Consider the following 22,096-nt stretch of genomic DNA (forward strand, 5'->3'; position numbering starts at 1 on the left):
GGCAGCCCTCAGAACTCCTCGTGCGATTCCGGGTCGCCACCGAAGCGCCGCTGCCGCCCGGACGCGATCGTCGTCAGCTCCTGGGCGCTCAGCTCGAATCCGAACAGGTCGAGGTTCTCGCGCTGCCGCCCCGGGTCCGCCGACTTCGGGATCGGCACCGCCCCCAGCTGGGTGTGCCAGCGCAGCACCACCTGGCCGGGGGTCACCCCGTGGTCCTCCGCGATCGCCACGGTCGAGGGGTCGTCCAGCACTTCGCGTCCCCGGGCCAGCGGGCTCCAGGCCTCCGTGACGACGCCCTTCGCCGCGTGCACCGCCCGCAGCTCCTCCTGCGGGAGCAGGGGATGCATCTCGATCTGGTTCACCGAGGGCAGCACGCCCGTCTCCCGCTCCAGCCGCTCCAGATGACCGGCGGTGAAGTTGGACACGCCGATGGAGCGGACGAAACCGTCCTCGCGGAGCCTGATCATCGCCTTCCAGGTGTCCACGTACTTGTCGACACGGGGGAGCGGCCAGTGGATCAGGTAGAGGTCGACGTACTCGACGCCCAGGCGGGCCCGTGACGCCTCGAACGAGGCGAGGGTCTCCTCGTACCCCTGGTGGCGGCCGGGGACCTTCGTGGTGACGAGGACGTCCTCGCGGGGGACGCCGCTGCGGACGATGCCCTGCCCGGTGCCGGTCTCGTTGCCGTAGTTCAGGGCCGTGTCGACCAGGCGGTACCCGAGCTCCAGGGCCCCGGCGACGGCCTCCTCGGCGGCGTCGTCGTCCAGCGGGTAGGTGCCGAGCCCCACCGCCGGGATCTCGGTGCCGTCGTTGAGCGTGTGAACCGGTGCGCCGGACATGCCCGTCCCGTCCTTCCCGTCGCTGCCCCGTCCCGGCCAGCGTAGGGGCGCGGCCGTGGCGGGGCAGCTCGGCGGGGCGCGCCCCGCCTCCGGGGGCCGCCGGACTCAGGCCGCGTGGCCGCCGTCCACGACGACCTCGGTCCCGGTGATGAAGGCCGCGTCCGGGCTCGCGAGATACGCGACCAGCGAGGCGACCTCGTCCACGGTCCCGAACCGGCCCAGGGCGGTGGCCGCGCGCTGGCCCTCGGCGAGCGGTCCGTCGGCCGGGTTGAGATCGGTGTCGACCGGCCCGGGCTGGACCAGGTTCACCGTGATGCCGCGCGGCCCCAGTTCCCGGGCCAGCGGCTTGGTCAGCCCGGCCAGGGCGGACTTGCTCAGGGCGTAGAGCGTGCCGCCCGGCCCGCCCGCGTACCGGCTCAGCGCGGTGCCGACGGAGACGATGCGGCCGCCGTCGGCCATCCGTTCCGCCGCCGCCCGGCAGGCGAGGAACACCGCCCGCACGTTCACGGCCAGCACCCGGTCCACCTCCGGCCCGGCGAGCGCGGAGATCGGGCCGAGGACGCCGATGCCCGCGTTGTTGACCAGGACGTCGAGCCGGCCGAGCGCGTCCGCCGCCCGGTCCACGGCCCCGGCGGCGGCACCGGCGTCCGCCGCGTCGCAGCGCAGGGCGACACCGCGGCGGCCGAAGCCCTCGATCTTCGCGACGACCGCGCGGGCCGCCGCCTCGTCCTGGACATAGGTGACCGCGACGTCCGCGCCGTCCTGGGCGAGCCGCAGCGCGGTCGCGGCGCCGATGCCCCGGCTGCCTCCGGTGACGAGTGCGGCCCGCGGGGAAATGCTGGTGGAAGGGGTGCTGGACATGACTGGTTCCTTTGTTCCGGGGACGCCGTCGCTCCGACGGCATGTCCCCAGCCAACTGCGGTGGGACGTTGCGTACCGGCGGGTATCGGACACCCACGGCCGGTGCGCGGAGGCGGCTTCCGGCCGGACCGATGAGTTCCGGCCGGGAGCCGGGTCGTAAGGGCAGGACCGCCGGACCGCCACGAGGTCCGGCCGACAGCCGAAGGAGATCCGCCATGGCCGAGCTGACGCTCACCACGTTCCTCACCCTGGACGGCGTGTACCAGGCCCCCGGCGGTGTCGACGAGGACACCAGCGGGGGCTTCGCGTACGGGGGATGGGTCTTCCCGTACGCCGACGAGGAGATGGGTGCGTTCATGGAGGAGGTGTTCCGGCACCCCGCGGCCTTCCTGCTCGGCCGGCGCACCTACGACATCTTCGCCGCGTACTGGCCGAAGGCCACCGAGGAGAACGACCCCATCGCCGCCGGACTCAACGAGCTGCCCAAGTACGTCGTCTCCTCGACGCTCCGGGACCCGCAGTGGCAGGGCACGACCGTGCTCGACGGCGACCTCGTCACGGAAATCACCCGCCTCAAGGAGCAGACGCGGGGCGGTGAGCTCCAGGTGCACGGCAGCGGGCAGCTCGCCCGGGCCCTGCACGAGGCGGGGCTGATCGACACCTACCGCCTGCTCGTCTTCCCGGTCCTCCTCGGCGCGGGGCGGCGGCTCTTCGGCGAGGGCGGCGCCCCGACGGCCCTGGAGCTGACCTCGGCCCGCACCACGTCGAGCGGCATCGCGATCCAGACGTACCGGCGCGGCGGCCCGGCGCGGTTCGGCACCATCGGCGAATGACGCGGAACGCCCCTACGAGCGGAACGTCCCTACGCCACGGGTGAGTCCGGCTGGTGCGGCGTGTCCGGCAGCAGCGTCGGGTCCGTCGCCGCCCTTCGCAGGCGTCCCAGGATGGACCGGGCCGCCTTGTGGTAGCCGAGGTTGTTGTTCTGGAGCACCGATTCGGCGTTGGCCAGCTCCAGGAAGGCGATGACCTCGAACGCCAGCTGGCACACGTCGGTGTCCGGGGCCAGCTCCCCGGCGGCCCTCGCCTCGTCGATCGTCTGCTCCACGAACGTGACCCAGCCCGTCTGCGCGGACGCCAGGGCGTCGTGCACCTTGCCGCTGCGGGCGTCGAACTCGGCGGTGGCGGCGTAGAAGAAGCAGCCGCCCCGGAAGACCCGCTCGCGGGAGTACGCGGTCCACGCCTCGCACAGCCGCCAGACCCGGCGGAGCCCCGGGGGCGCCGAGCGGGTGGGGCGCAGTACATGGTCGACGTAGACGGCGACCGCCGCCCGCACGGTGGCCAGCTGGAGTTCTTCCTTCGAGCCGAAGAGGGCGAACACGCCGCTCTTGCTCAGCCCCAGCTCGGTCGCCAGCCGCCCCAGCGACAGCCCCTCAAGACCCTCGACCGAGGCGATCTGCACCGCCCGTCCCAGAATCATCCGCCGGGTCTGGTTCCCCCGCTCGACCCGCCCGTCCGCCCTGACCAACGCCATGTGACCACTCCGTGTCTCAGAGTTATCGAGGCGTCAGTCTAGGGAACGGGGGAGCGGGCGCCGGACCCCCGTCCGGCCGTCCGGACGGCCCTGACCACGGGCATTGCCCCTGTGACCACGGGCAATGCCTCGCGATGATCCGACCGCTGAGACAGGTGTTCCCTTCTTCGGAGCCCGGCGGGTAGCGTGATCGTTCCCAGTGCGAGCCGGTGAGGTCTCCACAACACCTTCCGTGGAGATCCAGGAGAACCCGGTGTCCGCTGTCGCCGTGCCCGACCTCGCAACCCCGCGCCGCGCCTGGGGCGCCGACCTGCCGGTGCTCGCCGTCGCCGTCGTGTGGGGAGCCAGCTACCTCGCCGCCAAGGGCATCACCACCGCGCACACCGTCATCGCCGTCCTCGTCCTGCGCTTCGCGATCGTGCTGCCGGTGCTCGTGGCGACCGGATGGCGCAAGCTGCGGGCGCTGACCCTCCCGCAGTGGCGGGGTGCCGGACTGCTGGGCCTGGTGCTGAGCGGGATCTTCCTGCTGGAGACGTACGGGGTGGTGCACACCTCCGCCACCAACGCCGGGCTGATCATCAGTCTCACCATGATCTTCACGCCGCTCGCCGAGGCCGCGGTCACCCGCGTCCGGCCGTCCGGGGGCTTCGTCGCGGCGGCCGGGCTCTCGGTGGCGGGGGTGGTGCTGCTGACCCAGGGCGGCGGGTTCACCAGCCCTTCGACCGGTGATCTGCTGATGCTGCTCGCGGCCCTCGCCCGTACCGTGCACGTACTGGCGATGGCCCGCATCAAGGCGGTCGAGGGCGCCGACTCGCTCTCCCTGACCACCGTCCAGCTCGGCAGCGCGGTCGCGGTCTTCGCGGTCCTCGCCGCCGTCCCGGGAACCGGCGCCTCGCCCTGGAGCGCGGCGGCGGACTTCGGCCCCCGGGAGTGGGCGGGCCTGGTCTTCCTCTCGGTGTTCTGCACGCTGTTCGCGTTCTTCGTGCAGATGTGGTCCGTACGCCGCACCTCGCCGTCCCGGGTCAGCCTGCTGCTCGGTACGGAACCGCTGTGGGCCGCCGCCGTCGGGATCAGCCTGGGCGGGGAGCGGCTGGGCGTCGTCGGGGTGGCCGGTGCGGTCCTCGTCCTGGCGGGCACCGCCTGGGGCCGGCGCAGCGCGGACCGGGAGCGCGGCGGGGCGTGAGCCGGGGCGCCCCGGTCAGGTCTTGATCGCGTCCGCGGCGATCATCACCGCCGCCCCAGTCACGATCAGCACGATGTTGACGAACAGCCCGCGGTCGCTGAGGAAGTCGATGTGCCGCACCACCGTCCACAGCCGGAACCAGCCCGTCCACTCGAAGACCAGCCCGCCGACGCCCTGGATGAAGACGAGGAACCCGATCGTCTCGACGATTTTCTTCATACGTCGAGCCTTGCGGCCACCCCGGGCCCGCCGCTTCGGCCACCGGTCCCGTCCGCCGCGCCGAAAGTAGCGAGCCGGACGACTTTGGTCGCCTTCGCGCCGCGCGCTGCCCTTCCGGGCCGCCCTTCTGCGTAACTTTGTCGATATGACGCGCACCGAGTACCGCTGGCTGCTCCCCTCGGCGATGGCCGACCCCGAGCTGCCCGGCGACCGTGCCCGGGCGCGCCGGACCGTGCGGGACTGGGTCGTCGACATCGCGGCCTTCCTCTCCGCCGCGTTCATCGGCATGCTCGCCCTCGCCGCGGTCGACGCCGACGAGACCACGGCGGACGTGGTGGTCTTCGTGGACTCCGTGGTGGGCGCGGCGGCGTGCTGCGCGCTCTGGCTCCGGCGGCGCTGGCCCGTCGGGCTCGCCGTGTCCCTGACCGTCCTCTCCCTCGTCGAGCCCGTCGCCGCCGGAGCGATGCTGGTCGCCCTGTTCAGCCTGGCCGTCCACCGCCCCCTCAAGCCGACGCTGATCGTCGGCGCGGGCGCGCTGCTCACGGTGCCCGTCCAGCCCCTCCTGCGCCCCGACCCGCAGACCGGTTTCCTCGTCTCGGTCCTCTTCGGGATCATGCTGATCCTGCTGGCGCTCAGCTGGGGCATGGGCGTACGGTCGCGGCGCCAGCTCGTCCTGACCCTCCACGAGAGGGCCCACCGCGCCGAGGCGGAGGCGGAACTCCGCGCCGAGCAGGCCCAGCGCCTCGCCCGGGAGGCCATCGCCCGCGAGATGCACGACGTCCTGGCCCACCGCCTCACCCTGCTCAGCGTGCACGCCGGGGCGCTGGAATTCCGGCCCGACGCCCCGGCGGCCCAGATCGGCCGGGCCGCCGGGGTCATCCGGGACAGCGCCCACGAGGCGCTCCAGGACCTCCGCGAGATCATCGGCGTCCTGCGCGGCCCCGGCGACACCGACGAGGGCGAGCGCCCGCAACCCACCCTCACCAGTCTGGACGCCCTCGTCGACGAGTCCCGGCTCGCGGGCATGAAGGTCGCCCTCGACAACCGGGTCACCGATCCGCGGGGCGCCCCCGCCGCCACCGGCCGCACGGTCTACCGCATCGCGCAGGAATGCCTGACCAACGCCCGCAAGCACGCCCCCGGCACCGAGGTCACCGTCACCGTGACCGGCGGCCCCGGCGAAGGCCTCACCATCGCGGTGGCGAACCCGGCTCCCGTCGAACCCTTCGAGCGCGTCCCCGGCTCCGGCCAGGGGCTCATCGGCCTCACCGAACGCGCCACCCTGGCCGGGGGCGGCCTGGAGCACGGCCCGACGAAGGACGGCGGATTCGCGGTCCGCGCCCGGCTGCCGTGGCCCGCAGGATGAGGAGGGGCGCCGGCTGGCTACGGTGGCCGTCATGAACGCAACGCCCTCGCCCGGCCCGCCCGTACGGCTGCTGATCGTCGACGACGACCCGCTCGTCCGGGCCGGACTGACCCTGATGCTCGGCGGGGACGAAGGCATCGACATCGTGGGGGAGGGCGCGGACGGCGACGAGGTCGCGGAGCTGGTCGAACGGCTCCACCCCGACGTCGTCCTCATGGACATCCGGATGCCGGGCATGGACGGGCTCACCGCCACCGAGAAGCTGCGCGGCCGCCCCGGGGCCCCCGAAGTCGTCGTCCTCACCACCTTCCACGCCGATGAACAGGTGCTCCGGGCCATCCGGGCCGGGGCGGCGGGATTCGTCCTGAAGGACACCCCGCCCGCCCGGATCGTGGACTCCGTACGCCGGGTCGCCGCTGGGGACCCGGTCCTCTCGCCCGCCGTCACCCGCCAGCTGATGGACCGGGCCGCGGGCGGCGCGCACGACGAGCGGGCGAACCGCGCCGACCGAGCACGCAGGCGCTTCGCCCAACTGGCCGAACGGGAGCAGGAGGTGGCCGTCGCGGTGGCACGCGGCAGCTCCAACGCGGAGATCGCGGGCTCGCTCTACCTCAGCGTCGCCACCGTCAAGGCCCACGTCTCGCGCGTTCTCGCCAAACTCGAACTCAACAACCGCGTACAGATCGCCCTGTTGGTCCATGACGCCGGGCTCCTCGACCCGGGCGACGAGGGTGAGGGCGACCTCTGAGGGCTGTCCCGTGATCCCCGGGGGGCACACGACGACAGCGACGGCACCCGGCCGCGTTGTCGGAACGCCCGAACACATCCCGTATGCGGATGTCCCTCCGCCCTGCGATGAATCTGCCGAGCGCGCTGATCCACACCGCCGACGGGGACGGCGACCGGCTCCCCGGTGACGCTCGCCCGGCGGACCGGGATGCCGATGCGGGGGCCGCTGAGCCTGCCCGGTCGCCTGGTGAGGAGGGCGGGCCCGGCAGGGAGCTGGGGCCCGGGAGCATCCGCCCCCGCTCACTCACCCGGGATCTCGGCCATCGCCACCGGCCGGCGTTCGCGGCGGGAGAGCTCGCACGCCTCGGCGATGCGCAGGGCGTGCAGGGCCTCCCGCCCGTCGCACGGGTTGGCCAGCTCACCGCGCACCACGCGCAGGAACGCGTCCAGCTCCGCTTCGTACGCCGGGGCGAACCGCTCCAGGAAGCCCGGCCAGGGCTTCGCCGGACCGCCGGGACCCCCCGGCTCGGCCGAGGTCACGGGCGTGCGGTCGTCCAGGCCGACGGCGATCTGGTCCAGCTCACCGGCCAGCTCCATGCGTACGTCGTACCCGGCGCCGTTGCACCGGGTGGCGGTGGCCGTGGCGAGCGTGCCGTCGTCCAGGGTGAGCAGGGCGGCGCCGGTGTCCACATCGCCCGCCGCGCGGAACACCGAGGGCCCGCGGTCCGACCCGGTGGCGTACACCTCGGACACCTCGCGGCCGGTCACCCAGCGCAGGATGTCGAAGTCGTGGACCAGGCAGTCCCGGTACAGCCCGCCGGAGAGCGGGAGATAGGCGGCGGGCGGCGGGGCAGGGTCCGAGGTGACCGCCCGCACGGTGTGCAGCCGTCCGAGCCTGCCCTCCCGTACGGCGGCCCTGGCCTCGCCGTACCCCGCGTCGAAGCGGCGCATGAAGCCGAGCTGGAGGACGGTGCCCGCCGCCTCGACCTCAGCCAGCGCGGTCAGCGTGCCGGGCAGGTCCAGGGCGATCGGCTTCTCGCAGAACGCGGGCAGTCCGGCGCGGGCGGCCCGGGCGATGAGCCCGGCGTGGGCGGCGGTCGCCGAACAGATGACCACCGCGTCGGGCAGACCCCCGGCCCCCGCCTCGCCCCCGCCCGTGAACAGCGCGTCCACCGGTACGGCCGTGGCCCCCGTCCGCGCGGCGGCTCCGGCGGCCCGCTCCGGGGCCGCGTCCGCCAGCAGCAGGGCGTCCACGGCGGGGTGACGGCTGAGCGCCTCCGCGTGGAACGTGCCGATCCGTCCCGTTCCGATCAGTCCGATGCGCATGGCCCCCAAGGTGGCGTTCGCCCGGTCATCATGTCAAGCGTTTGTCCTGACAAATGGCGGCCGCATCGATCGCGGTTCCCGCCCCGACGCGCCATGGCTTTGTCCGGACAAGCGAACTACGCTCGCCCCGTGACCGCACAAGGAACCGATCAGCCGCTGCCGCTGAGCGTGGACCGCACCAGCCCGGTGCCGCTCTACTTCCAGCTGGCGCAGCAGCTGGAGGCCGCCGTCGAACAGGGCCGGCTGGCCCCCGGCACGCTGCTCGGCAACGAGATCGACCTCGCCGCCCGCCTCGGTCTGTCCCGTCCCACCGTCCGCCAGGCCATCCAGTCCCTGGTCGACAAGGGGCTCATGGTGCGCCGGCGCGGCGTAGGCACCCAGGTCGTCCACAGCCAGGTCCGCCGTCCGCTGGAGCTCAGCTCGCTCTACGACGACCTGGAGGCGGCCGGTCAGCGCCCCGCCACCCGCGTCCTGCGCAACACCACCGAACCGGCCACCGCCGAGGTCGCCGCCGCGCTCGGTGTCGCCGAGGGCAGCGAGGTCCAGGTCGTCGAGCGGCTGCGCAGCGCCCACGACGAGCCGATGGCCCTCCTGCGCAACCACCTGCCCCCGGGCCTGCTCCCCCTCACCGCCGAGGAGCTGGAGGCCACCGGTCTGTACCGGCTGATGCGCGCCTCGGGCATCACCCTGCACAGCGCCCGCCAGTCGGTCGGAGCACGCGCGGCCACGGCGGGCGAGGCGCGGGCCCTGCACGAGGAGCCGGGCGCGCCGCTGCTGACGATGGCGCGCACGACGTACGACGACACTGGCCGGGCGGTCGAGTTCGGCTCGCACGTCTACCGGGCGGCGCGGTACGCGTTCGAGTTCCAGCTGCTGGTACGCGCCTGAGCGGAGCGCCGAATCAAGCCCGCCCGGTGTCGGAGGACGGACCCTTGCGCGGCCGGGCCCGCGGGCGGAGGATCCTGAGGCAGGGGATTCCCGAGGGCAACCGACGCGCACGTCGACGGCCCCGTCCTCGAACGCCGGACGGGCTGGGGCGGGCCCCGGGCGGGCTGGAAGGGCCCGGGCGGGCGGGGGACCGGCCCCTGCCGGGCGGGCGCCCTCCCGGCTCGGGGATACTGGGCAGTCGGCCCGGGGCCGTACGCTCCCCGGCCCGGTCAAGCGCACAGCGAGCAGCAGGAGAAGGGCACCGCGTCGTGGCAAGGGTTCGGACAGGGGTACGCGCGATGGGCGCCGTGCTGGCAGTGGTGCTCGGCGCCTCCCTCGCGGGATGCAGCAGCACCGGCGGCAAGCGGGCGGAAGAGCGCGCGGCCGAGGCCGCCGAGGGGCGGGCCGCGGTGAACACGCCCCGCTGGACCTTCGCCATGGTCACCCACTCGGGCGACGGTGACACCTTCTGGGACATCGTCCAGAAGGGCGCCGAGCAGGCGGCCGTCAAGGACAACATCAACTTCCTCTACTCGCACGACGACGAGGCCAACCAGCAGGCCCAACTCGTCCAGACCGCGATCGACAAGAAGGTCGACGGGCTGATCGTCTCGCTGGCCAAGCCGGACGCCATGAAGGCCGTGGTCGCCAAGGCCGTCAAGGCGGGCATCCCGGTCGTCACGGTCAACTCCGGCTCCGCGGAGTCCAGGGAGTTCGGCGCCCTGACCCACATCGGCCAGGACGAGTCCGTCGCCGGCGAGGCCGTGGGCGACGAGCTGAACGAGCGGGGCCGCAGGAAGGCCCTGTGCGTCCTGCACGAGCAGGGCAACGTCGGCCACGAGCAGCGCTGCGCCGGGGCGAAGAAGACCTTCGACGGCACGATGCAGAACCTGTACGTCGACGGCACCAACATGCCCGACGTCACCGCGTCCATCGAGGCCAAGCTCCAGTCCGACAAGAGCATCGACGCGGTCGTCACCCTCGGCGCCCCCTTCGCCGACGCCGCCGTCCAGGCCAAGCAGACGGCGGGCAGCAAGGCGGAGATCAACACCTTCGACCTGAACGCCAAGGTCGCCACCGGCCTCCAGACCGACAAGCTCGGCTTCGCCGTCGACCAGCAGCCCTACCTCCAGGGGTACGAGGCCGTCGACCTGCTCTGGCTCTACCGCTCCAACCTCAACGTCCTCGGCGGCGGCCGGCCCGTCCTGACCGGGCCGCAGGTCATCACCGCCGACGACGCGGAAGCCCTGGCCGGCTACACCAAGCGGGGCACCCGATGAGCGGCTCCACCGCCGCACCGGAAAAGCCGACGCAGGTGGACGAGCGGCTGGTGCGCACCTCAGCACTGCGCAAGCTGCTCGGCCGCCCCGAGCTCGGCTCGGTCGTCGGCGCGGCAGCCGTCTTCCTCTTCTTCGCGATCGTCGCCGACAGCTTTCTCCAGGCCTCCAGCTTCGGGACCGTGCTGTACGCGGCCTCCGTCCTCGGCATCATGGCCGCGCCGGTGGCGCTGCTGATGATCGGCGGCGAGTTCGACCTCTCCGCCGGGGTGATGGTGACCAGCTCCGCGCTGATCTCCTCGATGTTCAGCTACCAGATGACGGCCAACGTCTGGGTCGGCGTCTTCGTGTCGCTGCTGGTCACGCTCGCCATCGGCGCGTTCAACGGGTTCATGCTGACCCGCACCGGGCTGCCCAGCTTCATCATCACGCTCGGTACGTTCCTGATGCTGACGGGCCTCAACCTCGGCTTCACCAAGCTGATCAGCGGCACCGTCTCCACCAAGGCCATCGGGGACATGGAGGGCTTCGAGTCCGCCCGGTCCCTGTTCGCATCGACGCTCACCCTCGGCGGCGTCGAGTTCAAGGTGACGATCCTGTGGTGGGCGGCGCTCGTCTCGATCGCCACCTGGATCCTGCTCCGTACCCGCTTCGGCAACTGGATCTTCGCCGTCGGCGGCGAGGCCGACGCGGCCCGCGCGGTCGGCGTCCCCGTCACCCGTACGAAGATCGGGCTCTACCTCGGCGTCGCCTTCGCCGCCTGGGTCTCCGGCCAGCACCTGCTGTTCAGCTACGACGTCGTCCAGTCCGGCGAGGGCGTCGGCAACGAGCTGACGTACATCATCGCCGCCGTGATCGGCGGCTGCCTGATCACCGGCGGCTACGGCTCGGCGATCGGCTCGGCGGTCGGTGCCTTCATCTTCGGCATGACCAGCAAGGGCATCGTGTACGCCGAGTGGAACCCGGACTGGTTCAAATTCTTCCTGGGAGCGATGCTGCTCCTGGCCACCCTGCTCAACGCGTGGGTGCGCAAGCGCGCGGAGGCGACGTCATGACGGCCACTCCCGAAGAGACCTCCGGACCGGCCCCCGGCCCGCTGGTCGAGCTGGACGACGTAGCCAAGTTCTACGGCAACATCAAGGCCCTGGAACACGTCTCGCTGGAGGTCCACGCGGGCGAGATCACCTGCGTCCTCGGCGACAACGGCGCGGGCAAGTCCACCCTGATCAAGATCATCGCGGGGCTGCACCGGCACGACGCCGGACGCTTCCTGATCGACGGCGAGGAGACCGCGCTCGCCAACCCGCGCGACGCCCTGGACCGGGGCATCGCCACCGTCTACCAGGACCTCGCCGTCGTCCCGCTGATGCCGGTCTGGCGGAACTTCTTCCTCGGCTCCGAACCGACCACCGGCGTCGGCCCCTTCAAGCGCCTCGACGTCCGCCGGATGCGCGAGACGACCCGTACGGAACTGCTCCGCATGGGCATCGACCTGCGCGACGTCGACCAGCCCATCGGCACCCTGTCCGGCGGCGAGCGCCAGTGCGTGGCCATCGCCCGTGCCGTCTACTTCGGCGCCAAGGTCCTCGTGCTCGACGAGCCGACCGCCGCCCTCGGCGTCAAGCAGTCCGGCGTGGTCCTCAAGTACGTCGCGGCCGCCCGCGACGCCGGGCTCGGCGTGGTCCTCATCACGCACAACCCGCACCACGCCCACCTCGTCGGCGACCGGTTCATCCTGCTCAAGCGCGGCGCGATGTCCGGCAGCCACACCAAGGAGAGCGTCACGCTCGACGAGCTGACCCGGCAGATGGCGGGCGGCAGCGAGCTGGAGGAGCTCAGCCACGAGCTGGAACGCACCCCGACACCCACCCTCCCGGGCAGCCCGGCCGCGACCGACGAAGCGTCCTGACGGCCGACCCGCCCCGGCGCGGCCGACCCCGACCGGCGGCCCCCGGGGCCCGGCAGTGGCAGAATCGAGCGCGGCGGGCGCCGTCCGCCGCCGGGTGCCCCAGCCGACCGGCCTCCTCAACCACGCAGGGACGATGAGCACGTACCGCGACTTCGCCCACCGCGGCTCCGCCCGCGCCACCGTCCTCAAGACGGTCGGCACCAAGGAACGCCGCTCGCACCTGACCGCGCCCCGAGTCCCCACGGTCGGGATCGACATCGGCGGTACGAAGGTGATGGCGGGCGTCGTCGACGCCGACGGCAACATCCTGGAACAGCTGCGCACCGAGACCCCCGACAAGTCCAAGAGCCCCAAGGTCGTCGAGGACACCATCGTCGAACTGGTCCTGGACCTCTCCGACCGCCACGACGTCCACGCGGTGGGCATCGGCGCGGCGGGCTGGGTGGACGCCGACCGCTCCAAGGTCCTGTTCGCCCCGCACCTCGCCTGGCGCGACGAACCCCTGCGCGACGCCATCGCCTCCCGCCTCGTCGTCCCCGTCATGGTCGACAACGACGCCAACACGGCGGCCTGGGCGGAATGGCGCTTCGGCGCGGGCCGGGGCGAGGACCACCTCGTCATGATCACCCTCGGTACGGGGATCGGCGGCGCGATCCTGGAGGGCGGCCAGGTCAAGCGCGGCAAGTACGGCGTGGCCGGTGAGTTCGGCCACATGCAGGTCGTGCCCTCGGGCCACCGCTGCCCCTGCGGCAACCGGGGCTGCTGGGAGCAGTACAGTTCCGGCAACGCCCTGGTCCGCGAGGCCAGGGAGCTGGCCGCCGCCGACTCCCCGGTCGCCCACTACCTGCTGGACCGCGTCAAGGGGAACATCCCCGACATCACCGGCCCGCTCATCACCGAACTGGCCCGCGAGGGCGATGCGATGTGCATCGAGCTCCTCCAGGACATCGGCCAGTGGCTCGGCGTCGGCATCGCCAACCTGGCCGCCGCGCTCGACCCCTCGTGCTTCGTCATCGGGGGCGGCGTCAGCGCCGCCGACGACCTGCTGATCAACCCCGCCCGGGACGCCTTCAAACGCCACCTCACCGGACGCGGCTACCGCCCCGAGGCCAGGATCGCCAAGGCACAGCTCGGCCCCGAGGCGGGTATGGTCGGCGCCGCGGACCTGGCGCGGCTGGTCGCCCGCCGGTTCCGCCGCGCCAACCGGCGCCGCGTCGAGCGCTACGAGCGGTATGCCCAGATCTACGACCAGGCGGCGAGCACCATCCGCAACACCCGCTCCACCCGCACCGCCGACTGAACCGGGGCCGCCCCTCCGGCGTCCCACCCCAACGCCATGACCGCAGCACCCTAGGGACCACCTGATCATGATCGCAGCCGAGCACCCCGTGGTGCGCCACCAGCCGGAGTCTCCGGGAGACGGCGAGGGCAAGCCGCCGGAGGACCGCCGACGGGTCTTCAAGCGGCGGTTCATCACCGCCACGATCATCGTGCTGCTGATCGGCATCCCGGCGGGCTACCTGCTGATCTCGGCGGGCCAGAGCCGCCGCTCGGGCAAGGACAAGGAGGCCGAGGCGGCCGCCCAGGGCCTCCGCGAGGGCTGGCCCTCCAAGATGCAGCGCCGGATCTTCGAGGTACCGATCCCCGGCAACGGCAGCGGGGTCCAGTACTACGAGACGAACAACTGGAAAGCCAGCCGGATGTACGTGAAGTTCCGGACGACATCCGCCGGTCTCGACCGCTTCCTGACCGGCGTCGGCACCGGACGCGCGGCGCTGGAACCCGACGAGATCGACATCAGCGCGCGGGACATCAGGATCACCGGCTGGCACTTCGGCCCGGACCAGCACTGGGCCAGCACCACGCACCGCAACAAGAAGCCGCGCCCCACCCAGAACATCACGGTCAATATGACCGATCCGGCCAGCCCTGTCATCTATGTCGTCTCGGCGGCGACCCCCTGACCCGGAGCCGGAGGCGCGCTCACTAACCTGGAGCGAGTGAGCGAAGTGAGCGAGACGACCCCGCAGCCCGCGCAGACCCCCCGCCCCGGTGGGCCCGCCCCGCACCCCGGAACACCTCAGCCGGTGGCCCCGGCCCCGCAGCAGGGACCGGACGCCGTGCCCGGGTACCCCGCCCCGCAGGCCACCGCACCCGCGTCGCCCGCCTCGCTTGCCGCTCCCGCCCCGCTCGGCCCGGCCGTCCCGCAGGCCGTCGTACCCGCCTCGCCCGCCCCGCAGGCAGCACCCCCGGCCGGGGCCCCGCGGACGCTTCAGTACCGCTTCGACGGGCCCGAGGACGCCCCGGTCCTGGTGATCGGGCCCTCGCTCGGGACCACCTGGCACATGTGGGACCGCCAGACTCCCGAGCTGTCCCAGCACTGGCGGGTCTTCCGCTACGACCTGCCCGGCCACGGCGGCGCCCCGGCCGACGTGGCCGCCTCCGTCGCCGAGCTGGGCGACCGGCTGCTCGCCACGCTGGACGGGCTCGGGGTCCGGCGTTTCGGCTACGTGGGCTGCTCGATCGGCGGGGCGATCGGTGCCGACCTGGCGCTGCGGCACCCGAACCGGGTCGCCTCGCTGGCGCTCGTCGCCTCCTCGCCCCGGTTCGGCACGGCCGACGAGTTCCGTCGGCGAGGGGTGATCGTGCGCACCAACGGGCTGGAGCCGATCGCCCGCACCGCACCGGAGCGGTGGTTCACCCCAGGGTTCGCCGCCGCGCAGCCCGCGATCGTCGAGTGGGCCGTGCAGATGGTCCGCACCACTGATCCGGGGTGCTACATCGCGGCCTGCGAGGCGCTCGCGGCGTTCGACATCCGTGGGGCGCTGGGCCGGATCGGCGTGCCCACCCTCGTGCTCGTCGGGGCGGAGGACCAGGTCACCGGGCCCGCCGAGGCCCGGACGCTGGTCGCCGGGATACCGGACGCGCGCCTCGCGCTCGTGCCCGGCGCGTCCCACCTCGCCCCGGTCGAGCAGCCCGCCGCCGTCAGCGACCTGCTCCTGACGCACTTCTCCACCGCCTGGCAGCAGGACACCTCGGCCGCGATCCCCGTGCTGCCCTCCGTCCCCGGGCCCGCCGCCCCGGTCGCCCCGTTCGCGCCCGTGGCCGACATCGCCCCGGCCACCGCGGCGCCCGAGGCACCGGCGCCGGCACCGGACGATCGGTACGAGCGCGGGACGAAGGTGCGCCGCGAGGTGCTGGGGGACGCCCACGTCGACGCGGTGAACGCCTCGGCCGACGCTTTCACCGAGGACTTCCAGGAGCTGGTCACCCGGTACGCCTGGGGCGACGTCTGGAGCCGCGAGGGCCTGGACCGCCGTACCCGCAGCGTCATCACGCTCACCGCGCTCGTCGCCTCCGGCCGTCTGGAGGGCCTGGCCGCCCACACCCGGGCCGCCCTGCGCAACGGCCTGACGCCCGTCGAGATCAAGGAGGTGCTGCTCCAGACCGCCGTCTACTGCGGCGTCCCGGCAGCAGGCGCCGCCTTCTCCGTCGCGCAGTCCGTGATCCAGGAGGAAACCACCCCGCCCGCGTAGCAGGATGGCCCCATGAACGCATCGCCTCGGGCACTGACCCTCACCAAGAAGACCCACTCCTGCGTGCGGATCGAGAAGGAGGGGCGCGTCCTGGTCATCGACCCCGGCGGCTTCTCCGAGGACGACGCGGCCATCGGTGCCGACGTTCTGCTGGTCACGCACGAGCACCCGGACCACTTCAACGAGGCCCGGCTGCGGGCGGGCCTGGAGGCGAACCCGGCGGCCGAGATCTGGACCCTGCGCAGCGTGGCCGACCAGCTCTCGGCCGCCTTTCCCGGACGGGTGCACACCGTGGGCGACGGCGACGCGTTCTCGGCCGGCGGGTTCGACGTCACCGTGCACGGCGAACTGCACGCGGTGATCCACCCGGACATCCCGAGGATCACCAACATCGGCTATCTCGTCGACGGTTCGGTCTTCCACCCCGGCGACGCGCTCACCGTTCCCGAGCGGCCCGTGGACACCCTGCTACTGCCGGTGATGGCCCCCTGGAACAAGATCTCCGAGGTCATCGACTACGTACGCGAAGTGAAGCCGCGGCGCGCCATCGACGTGCACGACGCCCTGCTGACGGATCTCGCGCGGCCGATCTACGACAACCAGATCGGGGCCCTGGGCGGCGCGGACCACGGGCGGCTCGCCCCGGGCGGGGTCACCGAGCTGTGAGCCCCGCTGTCAGTGGGAGCCGATAGGTTTACTGCCATGCGCATCGCCACCTATAACGTCAATTCGATCACCGCCCGGCTGCCGAGGCTGCTGGCCTGGCTGGAGAGCAGCGGCACCGATGTGCTGTGCATCCAGGAGACCAAGTGCGCGGCGGAGCAGTTCCCCGCCGACGCCCTGCGGGAGCTGGGGTACGAGTCCGCCGTCAACGCCACGGGCCGGTGGAACGGAGTCGCGATCCTCTCCCGGGTCGGCCTCTCCGACGTCGTCACGGGGCTGCCCGGCGGCCCGGAGTACGACGGGGTGGAGGAGCCCCGCGCGATCTCCGCGACCTGCGGGCCGGTGCGCCTGTGGTCGGTCTACGTGCCCAACGGCCGGGAGGTGGAGCACCCGCACTATCCGTACAAGCTGGCCTGGCTGGAGGCGCTGCGCAAGGCCGTGGCGGCGGACGCCGCGGGGACCCTCCCGTTCGCGGTCCTGGGCGACTTCAACGTGGCCCCGACCGACGAGGACGTCTGGGACCCGGCTCTCTTCGTGGGGGCCACGCACGTTACCCCCGCCGAGCGCGCCGCCCTCGCGGCCCTGGAGGCGGAGGGCCTGAGCGAGGTCCTGCCCCGCCCCCTCAAGTACGACCGCGCGTACACCTTCTGGGACTACCGCGAGCTGCGGTTCCCCAAGAACAAGGGCATGCGGATCGACCTGACCTTCGGCAACGCCCCCTTCACCGCCGCCGTCAAGGACAGCTACGTCGACCGCGAGGAGCGCAAGGGCAAGGGGGCGTCCGACCACGCCCCGGTGGTGGTCGACCTCGATCTCTGAGCCCGGGGAGGCGGAAGAGCGCGCTGCGCATCGCGTGGCAACCCAAGGTTGACACCCCTGAGGTGTCAACCCTTGGGTTGCCGCATGACGCAGCCTCTTCCCGCCGCACCCTGCGTTCGCCTCGATGGTCTGAGCGAGGCCGTCGAGAAGTGGTTCAGTGCACCGAGAACCCGCCGTCCACGAACACCGACTGCCCGGTGACGTACGCCGAGGACCGCCCCGCCAGAAACACCGCGGCCCCCGCGAAGTCGTCCGCGAGCCCGTTGCGCCCGACCAGGGTCCGGGCGGCCAGCGACGCGACCTTCTCCGGGTCCGACTGCAGCCGCGCGTTCAGCGGCGTCAGCACGAACCCGGGTACCAGGGTGTTCACGGTGACGCCGTGCGGCGACCACGCCTCCGCCTGTGACCGGGCCAGCGACTCCAGACCGCCCTTGGACACCCCGTACGCACCGCTGTCGACAAAGGCCCGGTGCGCCTGCTGCGAAGTGACGTGGATGATCCGCCCGTAACCCCGCTCGGCCATGCCGGGACCGAAGCGCTGCCCCAGCAGGAACGGGGCCTTCAGGTTCACCGCCATCGTGGTGTCCCAGACGTCCTCGCCGAGGTCGTTCATCGGCGGGCGGAGGTTGACCCCCGCGCAGTTGACCAGGATGTCCGGCTCCCCGAAGGGCTCGACGGCCCCCGCCGCGCCCGTGTGTACCCCCTCGGCGGTGCTCAGGTCCGCGCTCACCCAGGCCGCCCGGCAGCCCTCCGCGGTCAGTTCGTCGACGGTCGCCCTCAGCTCGGCCTCCCGGCGGGCCACCACGACGACGGACGCACCCGCCCGGGCCAGTGCGCCGGTGATCGCCCGCCCGATGCCGGAGCTGCCGCCGGTCACCACCGCCACCCGGCCTTCCAGCGAGAACAGTTCCGCCACGTACCCCTGTGAACTCATGTCCGTACCCTAAGCGCCCGCTCGGGGGCGGGGCCGGGGCAGGGTGCCGGAACGGTGAAGGCCGCGCGCCCTGTGGTGCGGAAACTGGCCGGGATGGGACCCTAGTGGTATGAACATCCCCTTCTTGGACAACTGGCGTAAGCGTCAGGGCGGTACGCAGGGGAGCGGGCTCGCGGCCGCCGTCGAGGCGGATCCCGACGGCGTGGCCGAACTGCTCGCCGAGTGCGAACTGCTGCGTGTCCGGGCGGGGCAGCAAGGACTCGAACTCGACGACACCCCTGCCTCGTTGTCCGCACTCGACCAGCTGTCGCCCCGCTGGCGCGAGGACCCGGAGGAGCTGCCCTGGCTCGGCAACGACGCCGGTCTCTACCTCGGCACGGTGATCGTGCGGACCGTCACGGGTGCCACGTGGGACATCTGGCCGAGCGGCCGGCCCGTCGTGCGGCTGATCTCCGGCCGGGAGATCGACGTCGTGGCGGCCGGTCTCGACTGGGCGATCTCGGGCAGCCCCGAGCTGTCCCAGGTCTACGCGGAGTCCGCCGAGAGCTGACCGGCGAGCCGTCTCCCGTCACCTAATCTAGATAAACAGCCTTATTGCACCATTTGCGCGTGTCGGCTGCGAAGTCCCTTGTCGCGATGGATAGTTTGCGCTGACCTCGACACAGCGACAGACACAGCGACAAGTGGGTAGGGCAGCGCATGGCCGACGATCCGTTGATCGAACTGAGGGACGTCAACAAACACTTCGGAGAGCTGCACGTACTTCAGGACATCAATCTCACCGTCGGCCGCGGGGAGGTGGTGGTGGTCATCGGCCCCTCCGGCTCCGGGAAGTCCACGCTCTGCCGGGCGATCAACCGCCTGGAGACGATCGAGTCCGGCCGGATCACGATCGACGGCAGACCCCTCCCCGAGGAGGGCAAGGGCCTGGCCCAGCTCCGCGCCGAAGTCGGCATGGTCTTCCAGTCGTTCAATCTCTTCGCCCACAAGACCGTGCTGGACAACGTCTCCCTCGCGCAGCTCAAGGTCCGCAAGCGCAAGCGGGACGAGGCCGACGCGCGGTCCCGGGAGCTGCTGGAGCGGGTCGGTCTCTCCGCCCATGCCGACAAGTACCCCGCCCAGCTCTCCGGCGGCCAGCAGCAGCGCGTGGCCATCGCCCGCGCCCTGGCCATGGACCCCAAGGCGCTCCTCTTCGACGAGCCCACCTCGGCGCTCGACCCGGAGATGATCAACGAAGTGCTGGAGGTCATGCAGCAGCTCGCCCGGGAGGGCATGACCATGGTCGTGGTCACCCACGAGATGGGCTTCGCCCGCTCCGCGGCCAACCGCGTGGTGTTCATGTCCGACGGGTGCATCGTCGAGGACCGCACCCCGGAGGACTTCTTCACGTCCCCGTCGAGCGACCGCGCCAAGGACTTCCTGTCCAAGATCCTCAAGCACTGAGGGGGGCTTTCCATGTTGCGTACGAGGAACACGCGTACGGGCCGGGCCGCCGCCCTCGTGGCCGGTCTCCTGCTCGCCGCACTCGCCGCGGGCTGCGGCAAGGACGGCAGCCCCCCGGTCAAGGGCCCCAGGCTCGAAGCGCTGCCGGTGTACGAGGTCGACACCGGCTTCGAGCTGCCCGAATCGCCGACCTGGGCCAAGGCCAAGCGGCGCGGCCACCTGGTGATCGGCGCCAAGGAGGACCAGCCGTACCTGGGGGAGAAGGACCCGGCGAGCGGGATCTACTCCGGGTTCGACATCGAGATCGCCCGGATGCTGGCGGCCTCGATCGGCTTCGAGCCGAAGACGATCAGTTTCCGCACGATCGCCTCCGCCAACCGCGAGACCGCCCTCCAGAACGGCCAGATCGACTACTACGTGGGCACCTACACCATCAACGACATGCGCAAGAAGCTCGTGGGCTTCGCCGGGCCGTACTACATGGCGGGTCAGGGCCTGCTGGTGCGCACCGACGAGGACGACATCAACGGCCCCCAGGACCTGGACGGCAAGACCGTGTGTTCGGCCGCCGGCTCCACGCCCTACCAGCGCATCGCCGCAGACTTCCCCAAGGCGGTGCTCGTCGCCTACGACACGTACTCCATCTGCGTCGACAACCTGCTGACCTACCAGGTCGACGCCGTCACCACCGACGACGCGATCCTGCTGGGCTTCGCTGCCAAGGCGCCCGACGAGATGAAGGTCGTCGGCAAGCCGTTCTCCGAGGAGCCGTACGGCGTCGGCGTCCCGCGCAACGACAACGCCCTGCGGCTCGCCCTCGACGACGCCTTGGAGGCCAACGAGGAGAACGGCAACTGGAAGAAGGCGTTCGAAGCGACGCTCGGCCTCTCCGGAGTGCCCGCGCCGACCCCGCCGCCCATCGACCGCTACCCGGCGAACTGAGGGGACGGCCCCACTCATGGATGTACTGACCGACAACTTCTCCCTCTACGGCGAGGGCTTCCTCGGCACCGTCGAACTGACCGTCTACGCCTCCGCGCTGGCGCTCGTCCTCGGCTTCCTGATGGCGTCCTTCCGGGTCGCGCCCGTCGGCTCCTTCCGGGTCTTCGGCACCGTCTGGGTCACCGTGCTCCGCAACACCCCGCTGACGCTGCTGTTCTTCGCGGTCCTGCTCGGCCTGCCCCGCTTCGGGCTCGTCCTGCCGTTCCAGGTCTTCGCGGTCATCGCGCTGGGCTGCTACACCTCGGCGTTCATCTGCGAGGTGCTGCGCTCCGGCATCAACACCGTGCCCAAGGGTCAGGGCGAGGCAGCCCGCAGCCTCGGCATGAACTTCGGCCAGACCCTGAGCACCGTGGTGCTGCCGCAGGCGTTCCGGTCGGTGATCCCGCCGGTCGGCTCGACGCTGATCGCGCTGGCCAAGAACTCCGCGATCGCCGGGGCGTTCAGCGTCACCGAGCTGCTCGGCACCTACAAGACGCTCAACGAGCTGGGCTACAGCATCATCTGGACCTTCGTCTGGATCGCCGTCGGCTACCTGATCATCACCCTGACCATCAGCGCGCTGTTCAACGTGATGGAGAAGCGCTGGGGAGTCGCCCGATGACCGCCACCCGTACCCGTACCCGTACCCGTACCCGTACCCGTACCCGTACCCGCAAGCCGTCGCTGCCCGCGGCCACCGCGCTCTACGACATCCCCGGCCCGGTGGCCCGCAAGCGGCACCTCACCTACGGGATCGCCTCGACGGCGGTGATCCTCGCGCTGTTCGGCTGGATCCTCTACCTGCTGTTCGACACCGGCCAGTTCACCGCGGAGAAGTGGCGGCCCTTCGCGTACACGGGCATCCAGGAACTGCTGCTGCGCGGGCTCGGCAACACCCTCAAGGCCTTCGCGTACGCCGCGGTCCTCTCCCTCGCGCTGGGAGCGGTCCTCGCCGTCGGCCGGCTCTCCGTGCACCGGCCGGTCCGCTGGATCTCCACCGTGCTGGTCGAGTTCTTCCGGGCCATGCCGGTGCTGGTGATGATCTTCTTCATCTTCGTCGCGCTGAAGGTGCAGGCGCTGCCCGCCCTGGTCGCCGGGCTGACGCTCTACAACGGCTCCGTGCTCGCCGAGGTGTTCCGGACCGGGATCAACTCCGTGGACCGGGGCCAGCGCGAGGCCGCGTACGCCCTGGGGATGCGCAAGACGCAGGTCACGACCTTCGTCCTGGCCCCGCAGGCGGTGCGCGCGATGCTGCCGACCATCATCAGTCAGCTGGTGGTCGCGCTCAAGGACACCTCACTGGGCTATCTGATCACCTACGAGGAATTCCTCCACGCCGGGAAGCTGATCGCGTCGAACCTCGACTACGATCTTCCTTTCATCCCTGTGGTGATGGTGATCTCTCCGATCTACATCGGGATGTGCATGCTGCTCTCGTGGTTCGCCACCTGGGTGGCCAGGAGGCAGCGGCGCAACCTGAAGACCAAAGCGGTCGAGGTGGCCCCGGCCGAACCAGGGACGCTGCTGCCAGGAGGGCAGTAGCCGGGCAGTGC

24 protein-coding genes are annotated in these 22,096 nt (G+C 71.9%); 18 read left to right on the forward strand and 6 right to left on the reverse strand.

What is annotated here, in order from left to right; genetic code table 11:
• Positions 1–8 precede the first annotated feature (8 nt).
• Together ACZ5WC_RS13565 and ACZ5WC_RS13570 are read right to left on the reverse strand one after the other, a co-directional pair.
• Positions 9–839: an aldo/keto reductase gene (locus ACZ5WC_RS13565; RefSeq protein ID WP_468540936.1), complete on the reverse strand. Its 831-nt coding sequence runs from the start codon at positions 837–839 to the stop codon at positions 9–11.
• A gap of 105 nt (positions 840–944) precedes the next feature.
• Positions 945–1,700 (reverse strand): SDR family NAD(P)-dependent oxidoreductase, encoded by a 756-nt coding sequence (locus tag ACZ5WC_RS13570; protein ID WP_468540937.1) that lies wholly within the window; start codon positions 1,698–1,700, stop codon positions 945–947.
• A 215-nt stretch (positions 1,701–1,915) separates the two neighbouring features.
• Here ACZ5WC_RS13570 and ACZ5WC_RS13575 point away from each other — a divergent pair, with 215 nt between their 5' ends.
• Entirely contained in the window at positions 1,916–2,533 is a 618-nt protein-coding gene (locus ACZ5WC_RS13575) for a dihydrofolate reductase family protein (protein ID WP_468540938.1), read from the forward strand.
• 29 nt (positions 2,534–2,562) lie between these two features.
• Here ACZ5WC_RS13575 and ACZ5WC_RS13580 read toward each other — a convergent pair whose 3' ends face one another.
• Entirely contained in the window at positions 2,563–3,231 is a 669-nt protein-coding gene (locus tag ACZ5WC_RS13580; RefSeq protein WP_468540939.1) for a TetR/AcrR family transcriptional regulator, read from the reverse strand.
• A 253-nt stretch (positions 3,232–3,484) separates the two neighbouring features.
• On the opposite strand from ACZ5WC_RS13580, the gene ACZ5WC_RS13585 reads away from it, so the two are divergent.
• Positions 3,485–4,414 (forward strand): DMT family transporter, encoded by a 930-nt coding sequence (locus ACZ5WC_RS13585; RefSeq protein ID WP_468540984.1) that lies wholly within the window; start codon positions 3,485–3,487, stop codon positions 4,412–4,414.
• A gap of 15 nt (positions 4,415–4,429) precedes the next feature.
• Here the strand turns inward: ACZ5WC_RS13585 and ACZ5WC_RS13590 are convergent, their stop codons facing one another.
• On the reverse strand, positions 4,430–4,633 hold the full coding sequence (locus ACZ5WC_RS13590) for a hypothetical protein (RefSeq protein WP_096625397.1): 204 nt from the start codon (positions 4,631–4,633) through the stop codon (positions 4,430–4,432).
• A 145-nt stretch (positions 4,634–4,778) separates the two neighbouring features.
• Here ACZ5WC_RS13590 and ACZ5WC_RS13595 point away from each other — a divergent pair, with 145 nt between their 5' ends.
• Together ACZ5WC_RS13595 and ACZ5WC_RS13600 are read left to right on the forward strand one after the other, a co-directional pair.
• Entirely contained in the window at positions 4,779–5,999 is a 1,221-nt protein-coding gene (locus ACZ5WC_RS13595) for a sensor histidine kinase (RefSeq protein WP_468540940.1), read from the forward strand.
• 31 nt (positions 6,000–6,030) lie between these two features.
• Entirely contained in the window at positions 6,031–6,747 is a 717-nt protein-coding gene (locus tag ACZ5WC_RS13600) for a response regulator (RefSeq protein ID WP_468540941.1), read from the forward strand.
• A 281-nt stretch (positions 6,748–7,028) separates the two neighbouring features.
• Here ACZ5WC_RS13600 and ACZ5WC_RS13605 read toward each other — a convergent pair whose 3' ends face one another.
• Complete coding sequence (locus tag ACZ5WC_RS13605) at positions 7,029–8,054, reverse strand: Gfo/Idh/MocA family protein (RefSeq protein WP_468540942.1); 1,026 nt, start codon at positions 8,052–8,054, stop codon at positions 7,029–7,031.
• Between the two features lie 129 nt (positions 8,055–8,183).
• Here ACZ5WC_RS13605 and ACZ5WC_RS13610 point away from each other — a divergent pair, with 129 nt between their 5' ends.
• From ACZ5WC_RS13610 to ACZ5WC_RS13650, 9 genes are all read left to right on the forward strand, one after another.
• Complete coding sequence (locus ACZ5WC_RS13610) at positions 8,184–8,942, forward strand: GntR family transcriptional regulator (protein ID WP_468540943.1); 759 nt, start codon at positions 8,184–8,186, stop codon at positions 8,940–8,942.
• Between the two features lie 308 nt (positions 8,943–9,250).
• Positions 9,251–10,261, forward strand: coding sequence for a sugar ABC transporter substrate-binding protein (locus ACZ5WC_RS13615; protein ID WP_468540944.1), 1,011 nt, complete (start codon positions 9,251–9,253; stop codon positions 10,259–10,261).
• The gene (locus ACZ5WC_RS13620) at positions 10,258–11,313 is read left to right on the forward strand and encodes an ABC transporter permease (protein WP_468540945.1); all 1,056 of its coding nucleotides are present in this window, start codon (positions 10,258–10,260) and stop codon (positions 11,311–11,313) included. The genes ACZ5WC_RS13615 and ACZ5WC_RS13620 overlap by 4 nt, the downstream gene beginning before the upstream one ends.
• The gene (locus ACZ5WC_RS13625) at positions 11,310–12,167 is read left to right on the forward strand and encodes an ATP-binding cassette domain-containing protein (RefSeq protein WP_468540946.1); all 858 of its coding nucleotides are present in this window, start codon (positions 11,310–11,312) and stop codon (positions 12,165–12,167) included. The genes ACZ5WC_RS13620 and ACZ5WC_RS13625 overlap by 4 nt, the downstream gene beginning before the upstream one ends.
• Positions 12,168–12,300: 133 nt before the next feature.
• Positions 12,301–13,467 (forward strand): ROK family glucokinase, encoded by a 1,167-nt coding sequence (locus ACZ5WC_RS13630; protein WP_468540985.1) that lies wholly within the window; start codon positions 12,301–12,303, stop codon positions 13,465–13,467.
• Between the two features lie 67 nt (positions 13,468–13,534).
• The gene (locus ACZ5WC_RS13635) at positions 13,535–14,131 is read left to right on the forward strand and encodes a hypothetical protein (protein ID WP_468540947.1); all 597 of its coding nucleotides are present in this window, start codon (positions 13,535–13,537) and stop codon (positions 14,129–14,131) included.
• Positions 14,132–14,167: 36 nt separating this feature from the next.
• The gene (pcaDC, locus tag ACZ5WC_RS13640) at positions 14,168–15,703 is read left to right on the forward strand and encodes a bifunctional 3-oxoadipate enol-lactonase/4-carboxymuconolactone decarboxylase PcaDC (protein ID WP_468540948.1); all 1,536 of its coding nucleotides are present in this window, start codon (positions 14,168–14,170) and stop codon (positions 15,701–15,703) included.
• 12 nt (positions 15,704–15,715) lie between these two features.
• Positions 15,716–16,369: an MBL fold metallo-hydrolase gene (locus tag ACZ5WC_RS13645; RefSeq protein WP_096625377.1), complete on the forward strand. Its 654-nt coding sequence runs from the start codon at positions 15,716–15,718 to the stop codon at positions 16,367–16,369.
• Positions 16,370–16,405: 36 nt separating this feature from the next.
• Positions 16,406–17,185, forward strand: coding sequence for an exodeoxyribonuclease III (locus tag ACZ5WC_RS13650; protein WP_468540949.1), 780 nt, complete (start codon positions 16,406–16,408; stop codon positions 17,183–17,185).
• A 154-nt stretch (positions 17,186–17,339) separates the two neighbouring features.
• Here ACZ5WC_RS13650 and ACZ5WC_RS13655 read toward each other — a convergent pair whose 3' ends face one another.
• Positions 17,340–18,119, reverse strand: a complete 780-nt coding sequence (locus ACZ5WC_RS13655) for an SDR family NAD(P)-dependent oxidoreductase (protein ID WP_468540950.1) — start codon at positions 18,117–18,119, stop codon at positions 17,340–17,342.
• Between the two features lie 109 nt (positions 18,120–18,228).
• Between ACZ5WC_RS13655 and ACZ5WC_RS13660 the strand changes: the two genes are divergently transcribed.
• The 5 genes from ACZ5WC_RS13660 to ACZ5WC_RS13680 all read left to right on the forward strand — a co-directional run bounded on the left by ACZ5WC_RS13660 (position 18,229) and on the right by ACZ5WC_RS13680 (position 22,085).
• Positions 18,229–18,669: a DUF6278 family protein gene (locus ACZ5WC_RS13660; protein WP_468540951.1), complete on the forward strand. Its 441-nt coding sequence runs from the start codon at positions 18,229–18,231 to the stop codon at positions 18,667–18,669.
• Between the two features lie 149 nt (positions 18,670–18,818).
• Entirely contained in the window at positions 18,819–19,562 is a 744-nt protein-coding gene (locus tag ACZ5WC_RS13665; protein WP_096625370.1) for an amino acid ABC transporter ATP-binding protein, read from the forward strand.
• A 12-nt stretch (positions 19,563–19,574) separates the two neighbouring features.
• Positions 19,575–20,504, forward strand: coding sequence for a glutamate ABC transporter substrate-binding protein (locus ACZ5WC_RS13670; RefSeq protein WP_468540952.1), 930 nt, complete (start codon positions 19,575–19,577; stop codon positions 20,502–20,504).
• Between the two features lie 16 nt (positions 20,505–20,520).
• Positions 20,521–21,165, forward strand: coding sequence for an amino acid ABC transporter permease (locus tag ACZ5WC_RS13675; RefSeq protein WP_468540953.1), 645 nt, complete (start codon positions 20,521–20,523; stop codon positions 21,163–21,165).
• Positions 21,162–22,085 carry an amino acid ABC transporter permease gene (locus tag ACZ5WC_RS13680; protein WP_468540954.1) on the forward strand — a complete coding sequence of 308 codons (924 nt, stop codon included), beginning with the start codon at positions 21,162–21,164 and terminating at the stop codon, positions 22,083–22,085. Before ACZ5WC_RS13675 ends, ACZ5WC_RS13680 begins: the two co-directional genes overlap by 4 nt.
• Positions 22,086–22,096 lie beyond the last annotated feature (11 nt).

Source organism: Streptomyces sp. NPDC033165, assembly GCF_055577965.1.